We start from the raw sequence: 13,225 nt of genomic DNA, 5'->3' as shown, positions 1-13,225 counted from the left end.
AAAAAGCATGACTAACCGTCATGCTTTTCGTTAATTAACTTTTTTGCTCAAATGACTCAGCAAGTCTTCATAGGTCCGTTCGTATTTTTGAATATCGCCCGCCCCCATAAAAATAACCACGTCATCATGGAAGTTTAACAACGGTGACATGTTATCTTCGGTAATAATCTCACTATTTGGAATCTTATCCACTAAATCTTGGCTGGAAACATCCCCCGATTTTTCCCGGGGGGAACCGTAGATTTTAGTTACATATACCTTATCGGCTTTGCCGAGCGTTTCAGCAAAATCATCTAAATAGGCAATCGTGCGACTAAAGGTGTGCGGTTGAAAAACCACCACGATTTTCTTGTTTGGATATTCCTGGCGGGCGGCATCTAAGGTGGCCTTAATCTCTGATGGGTGGTGCGCGTAGTCATCGATGATGGTCATATCGTTCACTTTAACTTGGGCAAAGCGCCGCTTTACTCCCTTGAAGGTTAACAACTCCCGGCGAATTTCCGCTAAGTCAACCTCTTCAAAGTAGGAGACGGCAATCACTGCTAACGCATTCAAAACGTTGTGTTCTCCAAATAAGGGCACCTCAAACCGACCGAGATCCTTGCCCCGGAAAACCACGTTAAAGGTTGAGCCCGTCGTGGTCCGCTTTACATCGACCGCTTGAAAGTCATCATTGGCGCCGGTCCCATAGTAATAAATCGGAACATCAACCTTCAGCTTGCGCAGGTAAGGATCATCCCCCCACGCAAAAATCCCCTTTTGCACATGGGTCGCAAAGGTTTGAAAGGCATCAAACACGTCATCAATTCCCGTATAGTAATCGGGATGATCAAAGTCGATGTTCGTCATGATCGCATAGTCGGGATAGGTTGGCATAAAGTGGCGCCGGTATTCATCAGCTTCGTATACGAAGAACCGGGCGTCTGGAACTGCATTCCCAGTTCCATCTCCCACCAGGTAATCCGTCGGGGCAATTCCACTCAAAACGTGCGCTAAGAGTCCGGTGGTACTGGTTTTCCCGTGGGCCCCACAGACCGCAATACTCGTATATCCTTTGATTAATTCCCCTAAGAATTCCGGATAGCGATAAATTGGCAGGCCTAGTTCGCGTGCTTTCACTACCTCCGGCTGGTCGTCTTTAAACGCATTCCCCACAATCAAGGTCATGCCGGGTTGGATGTTGTCCGGATCAAACGAATGCACCGGGATGCCGGCATCTTCCAATCCCTTCTGTGTAAAGGTATATTTATCAATGTCTGAACCTTCCACCCGATAGCCCATGTCCTTCACGACCAGTGCCATGGCACTCATTCCGGTTCCTTTAATTCCAACAAAGTAATAGGTAGTTGCTTTCGTTAACTTCGGCTCTGTCATAATCTTTAATTTGATTCCCTTCTCTGTGGTCTGCTTATAAATTTAGTTGGGCATACTGTTCTTTCGTCAAATAAACTTCCCGTGGCTTAGAACCATGTTGCCCAGAGATGAAATGATTGCGCTCTAAGTCATCAATGATGCTGGCCGCCCGATTATAGCCAACCGAAAAGACCCGTTGCAGTTTCGAAGTTGAAACATTTTCTTCTCCCGCAATGTAAGCGAGGACTTGGGTCCAAAGTTCATCGTGGCTGGCAACTTGATCGGCACTTTTCAACAAACTGGCTGGCTGAAATTCATAGTGCGCGGCGCCCTGGGTGCGGACGAAATTGGTAACTTTTTCAACTTCCTCATTCGTAACAAACGCACCTTGCAATCGTTCGGGCTTATTTGCACCATTACCAAGATACAACATATCACCCTTCCCTAACAAGCGCTCGGCGCCAGCTTGATCAATAATGGTCCGAGAATCGACTTGACTAGAGACCATGAAAGCCACCCGGGTGGGAATGTTATTTTTAATGGTTCCGGTCACAATGTCAACACTTGGTCGTTGGGTCGCTACCACCAAATGAATTCCCGCTGCCCGCGCTTTTTGGGTAATCCGGACGATGTAATCTTGGACTTCGTTAGCAGCAACCATCATCAGGTCCGCTAATTCGTCAATTACCACTAAGATGTACGGCAACTGATCGGCAGCGTGTCCCGTCGCCTGGGCGCGTTGATTATACTGTTCAATGTTCCGGACCCCGGCCGCCGTGAGGCGCTCATACCGTTGATCCATTGTTTCCGTAACCCATTTTAAGGCTGCCGCTGCTTCCTGCGGTTTAGAAATCACCGGTGCCAATAGATGCGGGATTTCATTGTACGGCGCCAATTCGACCGCTTTGGGGTCAATTAAAATCATCCGGAGATCTTTCGGGGTGGCGTGGTAAAGCAACGATAGCAATAAGCTATTGATAAACACACTTTTCCCCGATCCGGTTGCCCCGGCGATGAGAGCATGGGGCATTCGTTTCAAATCGGCCGTAACCGACTGACCTTCGATGTCCATCCCCATCGCAATCGAGGTGTGAGCGGGATCAGCTTGAAAAGCCTGACTTTGCAAAATTTCTTGCAGCACCACTGGATGCGGCTTGGGGTTCGGAATTTCGATTCCTACCGTCGACCGCCCCGGAATCGGCGCTTCAATCCGAATGTCCTTCGCAGCTAACGCCAATTTCAAATCATCATTAAGGTTCGTCACCTTACTAACCTTGACCCCTAGGGCTAGCTTCACCTGAAACTGGGTTACCGTTGGTCCATTGGTCCAGTCAACCACGTGACCATCCACGTGAAAGGCTTGCAATGTATCATCAAGCTTCTCCGCCTGATCGGCAATCCACGTATCTAAATCCGCTTCATCAAATTGAACCGGCGGGTTTAAAAGATCAAGGTCCGGAAAGTGATATCCAGCCGTTGTTGTAACCGGCGCCGGAGCATCCGGCTCTGCTTGGTCACCATTGTCGACCGGTAAAGCGCCCTTCGTTGGCGCTGGGGTCGACGATGCCTCTGTTTCAGTCTGCTTAGCATTCACATCCTGGTACTCACCCGGTTCAGTTTCTGACGTTTCTGGAGCTTGGGACTGCGCTACAAGGGATGAAACCGGCTTCGTCCCTTCAGTCGTTTCTGGGGTGGCATCCGAGGTCTCAGCTTGCGATTCAGTGGCGTTAGCTGGGGGTTGCGCGAAAAAACTCAGGTGGGCAGCTTGCCCCTGCTCCGCTTGCATAATATCAGTCAGAGAATGACCTAAACCGTGTTGCTGACTAGGTTCAGCGGCCTTCGCTTCCGAGTTATCCACACTGTTTTCATTTTCGTTTTCATTTTGTGGCACAGCATCTTCTGTTGGTTCATCCACTGGAGCTAGCGCAGTGATGGCTTCCTCTGATTTTGAAGCTGCACCTGCTTCATCCACATCAACCGTTGTAATCAGCTCACTGGAAGTTGTGGAGCCGCCCGGTTCTGCTTCAGGTTCATCCGGAGCCATGACAATTAAATCGGCTGCTGGTAGCGTCAAGGCCGCCAGCGCCCGATCATAAGCAGGACTAAATTCCGGAGTCCGCCGTTGATAAAACGGCGTCCGTTCCGCGGTGACCTGCGGTTGAAACGCCCGGGTTTTTTGCACTAAACTCGCGGCTGGCACTTCCGGCTGGGGCCCCTTCGGGGAGAAATTTTGTTGTTGTCTCTGCAAGGGAGCCGTTTTCCCATCCTTAGCCTGCTTAGAATTGGAGTTTGAAGCAGCCGTTGCTTGAAATGAAGTTGTTGGTTGACCAGCAAAATACTTGCGAAAAAAAGCTGGACCATCGTAATGGTTCATTTACATTCACCTTAATCTTTAATTTAAACCACAAAAAAACGAATATTACTATTCGCTAAAAAGAGTCTGCGCTTTTTTAAAATCAAACGGAGTTCCAACTTGATAGTCATCCGGTAGAATCAACGCACCTGGTTTGTCAGGCGCATTAGGAATCCTAAGTTCCCGGCCGGAACAAATCATTCCGTCACTTTCAACGTCTTTGAGAGTACTAGGCCAAATTATCAAGCCATCCGGCATCATGGCACCCACTTCAGCAACTACCACTTTAATGCCCGCCTGCATGTTAGGCGAACCACTGACAATTTGTAACGTCCGCCCATCCTCAACTTCCGTGGTGGTGATCTGTAAATGGGATGACTTAGGATGTTCCCGGGTTTCCTTCACATAACCAACCACAAACTTGGCTGGTTCACTGGTCGGCAGTTTTTGGTCAAAGCCAGCTGACTCTAATTGAGCGTTTAACTGGTCAATCTGACTCGCCGTCAGATGCACTTGCCCTACCTGGTGGTCTAGTTCTGGCAACCGGTCGTGGGCAGCAAAGAAATTGTACCCAATGACCGCTCCCGTTTGATCTTTAATTTCAACGATTTGATCCCGTTGGGTAACCTGTTGTGGTCCCTGGTCTGGTCCCAAGACAACCACCAACACATCCCCAATTTGGCGCGGATTATAACTTGCAATCATCTCTTCATTACTCCTGTTTAGTCCGTTGGTAAACTCTTAATGAAATCTTCCACTTCGGTTTGGGTTTTGCGAGCTTTATTGACTAACCGGCCGGTTTCTTTGCCGTGGTCGTAGGCGATAAAACTCGGGATGCCAAATACATCAAGTTCTTTGCAAAGGTCAATGTTGTCATCGCGATCAACCTTGATGAACGTGTATTCGGGAAATTCACTTTCGATGGCTGGCATTGCCGGCTTGATGAAATTACAGTCGGGACACCAACCCGCGGTGAAAAACAAAATGTACTTTCCATCGCTCACTTGTGCTTGTAATTGTTCTTGATTCATAACTGGTAATTCTTCCATTATAACCACTCCTATTTAATTTATTATAACCCACGTGCATTTAAAATGTTATATAATTGGGGGATAAAAGCAAAAGAAAGGATTTTTAACCATGGCTAAGCATAAATACCTTGTTCCCACCACCCTGCTTTCATTAGCAGGAACCATTGCGTATGTTTTCACTAAAAAGCGCAAGCAAGCCCAACACATGGCCATTCAAGATGGTCTAACCGAAGCCATTGCCGAAGAGTTCGGCAATCAAGACTTCAGTGGTTACTGGATTGACTTTGAAAACCACGCGGGCTTGGAATACGAATGTGGGGTTAGCTTTACTAATCCAGACACGGGATTAAAGGAATCATATTCCTTTCTTTACAATCCTGACGAACAAGAATTGTACCGAATCAAACCACTGTCAGACCAACTAGATTAAGCACCGAATCGGGCCACCAGCTTATAGATGGGGCCTTTTTCTTTGAACTTTTGTTCATACTCCGTCTCCACGTTCTCCTGCACAATCGCTGGATCACTATGATGCAAATCTAAATTAACCGTTTCAAATTGCATCCCAAAGTTATTTAAACTGACCAAGGAATATTCAAACAGACCACGATTATCGGTCTTGAATTCCAATTCTGCGTGGTCCGGAAGCACCTGTTGGTAACTAGCTAAAAAGCGCGGTGAGGTTAACCGGCGTTTGGTATGCCGTTTCTTCGGCCATGGATCGGAAAAATTGAGGTAGAGTTTATCCACTTCACCCTTCGTAAAGAAATCATCAACATCGCCCCCATCAGTTAAGACGAGTTGGACATTCGGTAACTGAGCGGCCACGGCTTTCTGAACCGCCATGGCCAGGACGGCATCCTGCAAGTCGATTCCAATAAAGTTCAATTCCGGATGCTTTTGCGCCATCCCAATGATAAATTGCCCTTTCCCAGAGCCAATTTCAACGTGAATCGGCGCTGATTGGGAAAAGCGGGTCGCCCACTTTCCCCGGTACTGGTCTGGATTTAAAATCGCATATTCGGGATGATCCTCTAAATAAGGCATCGCCCACTTCTTTTTTCGAATTCGCATTTATTTCTCCCGTTTTACTTGTTGTTGTAAGAACCGGTGGCTCAGCCACCAAATGATGAAGCTGCCCCCTACCAAGGTAATTCCTAAGGTAGTTAGGGTCGCCTGCCCAATTAGCTGCGCAATTAGGACTACGACTAATTCAATGATTAATAACCAGTTAAATAACTGCCGGAAGTTGTGCACCCGCGTTGAAACCCGTACGGGGTACAAATAGGTAAAGACGTTGTTATCAAAACAATCGAAAAAGGGCCGTAATTGCGTCCCGGTTAAGTACAGCATGGTTAGTGCCACCACGATGGAAAGGGCTTGATTCGTAACTAACCCGAGGATAACCGCCGCCAACACTAGCAACCGTAAGTACATCGAACTGGTCTCCCCGTCCCTTGCAAAGGTTTTGACATAGAGGTTCGTATAGAGGTGCGCTTGGTCGTGAGGAAGGCGCCGGAATAATCCATCTAGGTAGGCACGCCGTTTCGGTTGGGGACCGACCGTTGGTACCTCCGTGAAGAGGGCAAAGAAGCGGTAAATCCGCCGCATTCGGCGTTGTTCGGTGGCCACGATTTGTTCCCAGTTAAGCGGTGGCACCTGCTTTGCAAGTCGCCAGATTACAACCCCAATCGCAGCCATGGTAAGGACGTAGGCAATGACCACCTGCCCCACTAAGGCCAGCAAAATGACGACTGCCGGAAGCAGCACCAACCACCCCAGGCGGTGCCACCACGGATTGGTAGCATGATTACGTAGTTGCAAAAACTGGTAACTAAGCCAGTACCATTTTAGGCCCACCATGAGGACTAATCCTACCAGTAGTTGGCCGACGCTCCAGCCTAAACTTACGCTGATAAAGGGCATCAAGATTATCCACACGAGCACTTGCATCCCGGCTGCCAAACTAAAACTATACAAAAAAGCATGCTTAAAGTAACTCGTTAACTGCTGCTCCTGGGGAGCTAAAAAGACCCGATCTGGATCAACAATCAGGGTGGCTAACCGCCCCACCTGAAGACCAAGTGTCAACAGCACAAGGAGCACCAGCACTTCCCACCCTGCATGCGGAGGTACGGTTTTTAAAAAGTTGGCATAGGCAAGCCCAACGGCCCCAATAAAGAACATCAACGCAATGACAAAGAAATCATTAAATACATACCGCAAGTACTTCGTCAACTGGTTCCAATGGTTAATGAGTCGGTCTTTAAATAAATTACGCATGTTGATCACCCGTGGTCTGAGGGGTGGATGCTTGCTGGTTTCGAGCTAGGCCCAAATAAATATCCGTTAACGTGTCCCCAAAGGTTTGGTAATGATCCTTAATCTCTGCCATGGTCCCCTCGTAGTTGACGCGACCATCGTTAATTAAAACAAACCGGTCGCAGTGCTTTTCAGCGGTATCAAGAACGTGGGTGGACATTAAGACACTGACACCAGCTGCTTTTTTAGCATCAATTAACGTGAGAAGATCATCAACGGCCAACGGATCCAACCCGAGAAACGGTTCATCGATAACCAGTAACTTGGCATCCGTCATGAAGGCACATACAATCATGACCTTCTGGCGCATCCCTTTAGAAAAGTTGGCGGGAAACCAATCAAGCTTGTTGGCCAGCCGAAACGTTTGTAATAGTTGTTCCGCCCGGTGCCATGCTTCGGTTCGGTCCAGGTTGTAAGCCATCATGGTGGCCTCGATGTGATCCCTTAGGGTCAGTTCGGGATATAATACCGGCATTTCTGGAACATAGGCAATTTGTTGCTTGTATTGCTCAACGTTATCTTGAATTTGTAATCCATTTAGTTGAATGGTTCCTGAAAACGGCGTCATCAATCCGATAATGTGATTAATCGTGGTCGACTTTCCCGCCCCGTTCAAACCAATTAGGGAAACTAATTCACCATCTTGAACGTCAAAGGTTTCATCTTTTAACACCGGGATTCCGGAATAGCCTCCGGTCAGGTGATTAACTGCTAAAGTCATGCGTATCACTCTCTCTCATTTTTCATTTTTATTGCTAATTATACCATAGCACCCCCAAGCATTCGGTCAATCTAGTGTATAATTAGTTCTATAAAGGAGTGAATAAAATGACAGAACTTAATGATCAATGTGTATTTTGTAAAATTATCCAAGGCCAGATTCCGAGTTATCCCGTTTACGAAGATGACGAGGTGCTCGCCTTTCTCGACATTTCGCAAGCAACCCCTGGCCACACGTTAGTAATCCCAAAACAACACATTCAGGATATCTTCGCGTTTGATGCCGACACTGCTGGTCAGGTCTTTGCACGAATTCCCCGCATCGCCCGGGCAATTAAAGCCTCTAACCCTAATATTGCCGGGATGAACATTGTAAATGATAACGGGAAGGTGGCTTATCAATCTGTTTTTCACGCCCACTTCCATCTGATTCCCCGGTATTCTCAAGCTGACGACTTCTCAATTCACTTTGGTGACCACACGAATGACTACGATGCCGCTCAGTACGAAGCCCTCCAAACTGCCATCAAAAACCAATTCTAACCCTAGATTAAATTATGTTTAAGTTTCTGGGGAAATGCCGGCAGAAATTAGGAAGTATGTTATATTGATATCAGGATTGTGTCAGACAAATCTGTAAATTTAAAGAAATGGATGTGGATTTTTTGTTTATGAATAAGAAAAAATGGGCCATCGGTGCCGCCGGTCTCCTGTTAAGTTTATCCTTAGCAGCCTGTGGTCAAGGTAAAACCGTTGCCACGACTGACGGGGGTAAGATTACCCAAGAAGAATTTTACGATAAAATGAAGTCAACCCAACAAGGGAAGGCCCAACTTCAACAGATGATTCTAAACAAGTGTTTGGAACATGAATACGGAAGTAAGGTTAAACAATCCGAAGTTGACAAGCAATTTGATAAATACAAGAGTCAGTACGGCCCTCAATTCGACACCATCCTGCAACAACAAGGAATGACGGAAAGCCAATTGAAGGAATCGATTAAGAACAACCTCTTGTTAAAAGAAGCTGTGCTTGATAAGACCGACTTCTCTAACAAACAATTAGAAAAGCAGTTCAAGAAGTACCAACCAAAGGTAACGGTTAAGGAACTGGTTACTAAGGATGAAGAATCAGCTCAAAGCGCCATTTCTGATTTGAACAACGGAACCAGCTGGAAAGATGTTGCTAAGCAATACGGTGCTGATGACAACGCCAAGAAAAATGGTGGTCAAGAAATCAGCTTTGATAATGCAACTTCTGGCGTTGACAACTCCGTTAAAAAAGCCGCTTACAAGTTAAATAAGGGTGAATACTCCAAGACCCCAATCAAAACCGAAGGCGGATACGTTGTGATCGAAATGGTTAAACACCCGAAGAAGGGAACTTTGAAGGAGCACAAAGCCGAAATCAAAGACCAGTTAGCTAACGAACGCTTGAACGATCGGAACACGGTTCACAAAGTGGTTTCTGAAGTCCTAAAAGACAACCACGTTCAAATCGAAGATTCCAGCATGAAGAACATTCTCTCTGGATACCTCGATACTTCCAAAAAATAATTAATTTCCAAAGAAAAACCCAGACACATGCTGTGTCTGGGTTTTTTGTTGCTATTCTAATTTAAGGAGTTTTGCAGTAGTTAACTCGGAGGCAATCCGATCATCGGCCGTCAGGTAAATAATCTGGGTCGTGGCTGCTAATTCCTGTAACAACGCTAACGCATGCTCAGTCCGAGTTTTATCAAATTCGGTAAACCCATCGTCAATGATAATTGGCAACGGAAACTCATCACTGAAGGACACCGTCAGGGCCAGAATTAAGGCTAAGTAAAGTTGCTGCATCGTGCCACGAGACAGCTCGCCCAGGTTAAAGCGCTGACCGTCGTTGGTAACCACCTCTAGTTTTTTCTGGTACCGAATCTGGCGGTAGTGCTGATCGGTAAGAATCGCAAAATACTGCTGTGCCAGTTTCTGGACCTTCGGAAACCGGCCATGACTAGCTTCGTTCAACACCCGTTCGATCCACTGGTACGATAACTGAAGGACCAGCCACTGACCGGTCAAATCGTTAATTTCCGTTTCCAGGTTAGCTTGCTCCTGCCGTAACTCGGCCAGCGTTCCATCCTGACTTACCTGCTGTAACTGGGTTTGTTTTTTAGTTCGAGATTCAACCAAACCACTAAGCTGCTGTTTAAGCTCCTGGTCCTTGGTCGTCAGGTGCGTTTCCTGGGCCTGTAATTCCGCTTCCGAACCAAAGGCCTGCAAGTGCTCCTTTAATTCCGGGGTCAGTTTCTGTTGTAATTGCTCCCGCTGACTTCTAGCCTGCTCGCGCTTTCGTTCCGCTTCCAGCTCATCATGAAATTGATCCATATTACTAACCTGGCGCTGCTTGAAGGCTGCTTGTAACTGGTGTTGGGCCTCGTGCAGTTCCGTCGTGCGGCTGTCGAGCTGGCGCTCGTCATCCTGAAGTCGTTGACTAACCTGCGCCTGCTGTTGCCGTTCATCCTTGAGGGTTGCTAACCACTTTTGCAGCGTTTGCAAAGCTTCGCCAGGAGTTTGGTTCACAACCTGGTCCACGAAGGGACAAAATGCCCACGCTTGCACGTATGCGGTGACCTGCTGCTGTAACTGATCTACTTGCGTCTGTAAGGCTTGCACCCGGGCGCGTTGCTGCTCTCGTTGCTTGAGTCCCGTTTGGAGCGTCGTCAACCACTGTTGTTGCGGAACGGCCGTAATGTGGTACTGGTCTCCCAATTGCGTTAATTCCTGGTCAATTTGGTGCAGTTGGTCGTGAAGCTGCTCCGTGGCTGGCCGTTGCGATTCCGGCTGTTGTTCCTTAGTCTGTTGGTACTTTTGGTACCCACCGGCCACCAATAAGCCAATTCCTAGCACCGCTAACACAATTTGCACTAGACCCGCACTCAGGAGTCCGAGTCCCAGCAGGAGCACTCCCATTCCCATTAATCCATAGGGAACTTTGTTCGATGTGACTGGAGTCGTGCGCGTGGATTGCGCAGACTCCGTCTGTTGCTGCGTTTGCAAGGTAGCACGCTGTTGCATTAACTCCTGCACCCGGGCTTGATCCGAGGCCGAAAATGGTTGCGCATTGGCTCCCCCCGTTTCGGCCTCATCATCCCGCAGGCGACCCGTTTCAGTCGCAAGCTGGGTCTGGAGACTTTGCACTTGGCGCCACTGCTCCTGATAATTCGGCAGCTGCTCCCCGAGCTCATCAATTTGATGTTGATGTTGCAAATAAAACTGATAATCAGCAGGTACTGATTGGTGCTGGTCTGCTTTTAACTGCTCCTGCGCTGCTTTTACATCTTTATTCAAATAATTAACTTTGGTTTCGATGCTTTGGAGTTGATCCAAATCAGCCGAGGTAAACCCCGCTTTGGCCGTTAAATCCAACTGTTGCAATTGCTGGAATTGCTGATAGTCCGACCAACTTTGCTTGTCCCGGTAAAGTTCCTGGAGCTGCTGTTGCGTTGTTTGTTCCTGCTGTTGCAGTTGCTGAATCTGGGTCTGTAACTCCCCTAATTCCTGCGTTAGCTTTACATATTCGGGGTATTGTTGTTGGGCGTCCGCCACCTTCGTTTGTAAGCGGTCGTACTCCTTCAACTTTTGATTTAATTCAGGGTTTTTCCCGGTTGGCTTATACAAGTCCCCCGCCTGGGTTTTAATTTCTTTTTCTAGGTTTAGCCACTGATTAATGCCGACTACGCCGACGCGACGAATCCGATCTTCCAGCTCTTCACTAGTTAGTTTGGCAATCTCGCTTAGTGACGGGGCCCCAAAGTAAAATAATTTGTAATATACATCACGGTTAATTGGTCCTAACAATTGTTGTAACCGGGTCGGGGGCAATGGATTGCCAACCGCGTCAAACAATGAGAGCTCGCCCCCATTTTTACCTTCGACCCGTTCAATGACCAACTGGTCCGTACCGGTGGAAACCGTTAATTTCCCGCCCATTTTACTGTTATCCTTGGGTGCATAGGGATGGGTTTGACTCCGGTGTTCAAACCCAAATAGGATATCCAAGATGAAGTTAATGAGAGTTGTCTTCCCCGCCTCATTATTTCCATAAATTAACTGTAATTCATCAAATTGTAAATGGAGCTGGTGGAGCTTTCCATAGTGATAAACTTCAACTGCTTCAATCTTCATCGGTAAACTCCTCCTGGTCCGTTTTTCCCTGTAGGAACGTTTCACTTTGTTGCAGTAAATCGGCTACCGCCCCGGGGTGGCTAAATTCCTGATAGATGAAATCCTGTTTGAACAATTTTTTCGCCAATTGATTCACGTTTGCTTGGTTAAAAACGGTGGCTTTGGTCGTCTGCCAAAAGGCTTCATCTAGATCAGCAAAGTGCATTTGTTCGGTTTCAACCACCTTGACTTCATAAACCCAGGCGTTGATCTGCTGATAGTTATGTTGCAATTCCTGTTGGACCTGTCCCAATAAAATACCGGTTTGGGCATTAAGCGCCACCTCCGGATGCACTCCAGCTGCGCCAGTCTTTAAAATTACGTTTACCAACTGTAATTGGGAAAAATCGGCATTGGTTAGAGTGCCCACGAGTTCTGAAACGACCTGGTTCATTCCCATGGAAGCAGAAATTTCTAGTTCGATCGGAGTGTAAACCACGGGCGCCGTCGCCACAAAGTCAGTTGTGATCCCCTGGTTATTCGTGGTTACCAATAAATAGCCCTTTTCCCCGGGTTCATTCTTATGCCGACCTTGGATGTCGCCGGGATAGTTAATTGGCGGGTGAGCGTTTAACTGCTGCCGTTTATGGATATGACCCAGTGCCCAATAATCGTAGCCCTTGTTAACCAGCTCTGGAATGGTAAAGGGTGCGTAATGCGAATCCGTGCCCGTTTTAACTGCTCCGTGCACCATCCCAATGGTAAAATCAGCTTGATGGCCAGCAGGAAAATCAGCCACAACGTCATCCGTGACGGCCTGTTGATCATAACTAAATCCACTGATGGCAACCGTGGTGCCATCCCGTAAGGTTAAATGTTTGGTACTTACCTCGCGCCCGAAAACCTGGACGTTTTCGGGAAATTGGAACTTGGCGCCCCCGTCGGCCTGAAAATCATGGTTCCCAAACGAAAGCAATACCGGAATGTGATGCACATGCAACCGTTCTAGTTGTTCCAGTAAAAAATTAAGGGCATATGCACTCTGAGTTTTACTGTCAAACAGGTCCCCCACGATTAACATAAAGTCGACCTGTTGTTCAATTGCATCCGTCACAATCTGTGTAAAAGACGCATAGGGGGCGTCATGTAACGTTTTCCATAGTTCGGTTGGCGTCGCCCCATCATCTTTAATCCCAGCAAACGGGGTATCGAGGTGCAAGTCCGCTGTATGGATAAATTTCATACCGTTCTCCTTTTTGGCATAAAAAAAGAAGTACCGTCACCAGTACTTCTCTTTCGGA

12 protein-coding genes are annotated in these 13,225 nt (G+C 47.4%); 3 read left to right on the top strand and 9 right to left on the bottom strand.

Annotated features, from left to right (window positions below; translation table 11 throughout):
• Nucleotides 1–30: 30 nt before the first annotated feature.
• From murC to M3M35_RS00800, 4 genes are read right to left on the bottom strand one after another with little or no spacing between them, the layout of a single operon-like run.
• The gene (gene murC, locus M3M35_RS00815) at nucleotides 31–1,374 is read right to left on the bottom strand and encodes a UDP-N-acetylmuramate--L-alanine ligase (protein WP_252750131.1); all 1,344 of its coding nucleotides are present in this window, start codon (nucleotides 1,372–1,374) and stop codon (nucleotides 31–33) included.
• Between the two features lie 34 nt (nucleotides 1,375–1,408).
• A complete protein-coding gene (locus M3M35_RS00810; RefSeq protein ID WP_252750130.1) occupies nucleotides 1,409–3,727 on the bottom strand; it encodes a DNA translocase FtsK in 2,319 nt (772 codons plus the stop codon).
• Between the two features lie 48 nt (nucleotides 3,728–3,775).
• Nucleotides 3,776–4,411 (bottom strand): YtpR family tRNA-binding protein, encoded by a 636-nt coding sequence (ytpR, locus tag M3M35_RS00805; protein WP_252750129.1) that lies wholly within the window; start codon nucleotides 4,409–4,411, stop codon nucleotides 3,776–3,778.
• Between the two features lie 17 nt (nucleotides 4,412–4,428).
• Nucleotides 4,429–4,755 (bottom strand): thioredoxin family protein, encoded by a 327-nt coding sequence (locus M3M35_RS00800; RefSeq protein WP_252750128.1) that lies wholly within the window; start codon nucleotides 4,753–4,755, stop codon nucleotides 4,429–4,431.
• Between the two features lie 91 nt (nucleotides 4,756–4,846).
• Here M3M35_RS00800 and M3M35_RS00795 point away from each other — a divergent pair, with 91 nt between their 5' ends.
• On the top strand, nucleotides 4,847–5,167 hold the full coding sequence (locus tag M3M35_RS00795) for a hypothetical protein (RefSeq protein ID WP_252750127.1): 321 nt from the start codon (nucleotides 4,847–4,849) through the stop codon (nucleotides 5,165–5,167).
• Here M3M35_RS00795 and trmB read toward each other — a convergent pair.
• The 3 genes from trmB to M3M35_RS00780 are packed head-to-tail and all read right to left on the bottom strand — an operon-like array spanning nucleotide 5,164 to nucleotide 7,780.
• Entirely contained in the window at nucleotides 5,164–5,811 is a 648-nt protein-coding gene (gene trmB / locus M3M35_RS00790; RefSeq protein WP_252750126.1) for a tRNA (guanosine(46)-N7)-methyltransferase TrmB, read from the bottom strand. The genes M3M35_RS00795 and trmB overlap by 4 nt on opposite strands.
• Nucleotides 5,812–7,020, bottom strand: coding sequence for an ABC transporter permease (locus M3M35_RS00785; protein WP_252750125.1), 1,209 nt, complete (start codon nucleotides 7,018–7,020; stop codon nucleotides 5,812–5,814).
• On the bottom strand, nucleotides 7,013–7,780 hold the full coding sequence (locus M3M35_RS00780) for an ABC transporter ATP-binding protein (RefSeq protein WP_252750124.1): 768 nt from the start codon (nucleotides 7,778–7,780) through the stop codon (nucleotides 7,013–7,015). Before M3M35_RS00780 ends, M3M35_RS00785 begins: the two co-directional genes overlap by 8 nt.
• A gap of 107 nt (nucleotides 7,781–7,887) precedes the next feature.
• On the opposite strand from M3M35_RS00780, the gene M3M35_RS00775 reads away from it, so the two are divergent.
• Together M3M35_RS00775 and M3M35_RS00770 are read left to right on the top strand one after the other, a co-directional pair.
• Entirely contained in the window at nucleotides 7,888–8,322 is a 435-nt protein-coding gene (locus M3M35_RS00775; RefSeq protein WP_252750123.1) for an HIT family protein, read from the top strand.
• 128 nt (nucleotides 8,323–8,450) lie between these two features.
• Nucleotides 8,451–9,335, top strand: a complete 885-nt coding sequence (locus M3M35_RS00770; RefSeq protein ID WP_252750122.1) for a peptidyl-prolyl cis-trans isomerase — start codon at nucleotides 8,451–8,453, stop codon at nucleotides 9,333–9,335.
• 51 nt (nucleotides 9,336–9,386) lie between these two features.
• Here M3M35_RS00770 and M3M35_RS00765 read toward each other — a convergent pair whose 3' ends face one another.
• Nucleotides 9,387–11,945 (bottom strand): ATP-binding protein, encoded by a 2,559-nt coding sequence (locus M3M35_RS00765; protein ID WP_252750121.1) that lies wholly within the window; start codon nucleotides 11,943–11,945, stop codon nucleotides 9,387–9,389.
• The gene (locus M3M35_RS00760; protein WP_252750120.1) at nucleotides 11,935–13,167 is read right to left on the bottom strand and encodes a metallophosphoesterase family protein; all 1,233 of its coding nucleotides are present in this window, start codon (nucleotides 13,165–13,167) and stop codon (nucleotides 11,935–11,937) included. Before M3M35_RS00760 ends, M3M35_RS00765 begins: the two co-directional genes overlap by 11 nt.
• Nucleotides 13,168–13,225: the final 58 nt, after the last annotated feature.

Origin of the sequence: Fructilactobacillus myrtifloralis, assembly GCF_024029335.1 — a bacterium.
GTDB lineage: Bacteria > Bacillota > Bacilli > Lactobacillales > Lactobacillaceae > Fructilactobacillus > Fructilactobacillus myrtifloralis.
The sequence above is the reverse complement of the archived record's forward strand: the minus strand, read 5'-3'. Positions and strand labels throughout refer to the sequence as shown.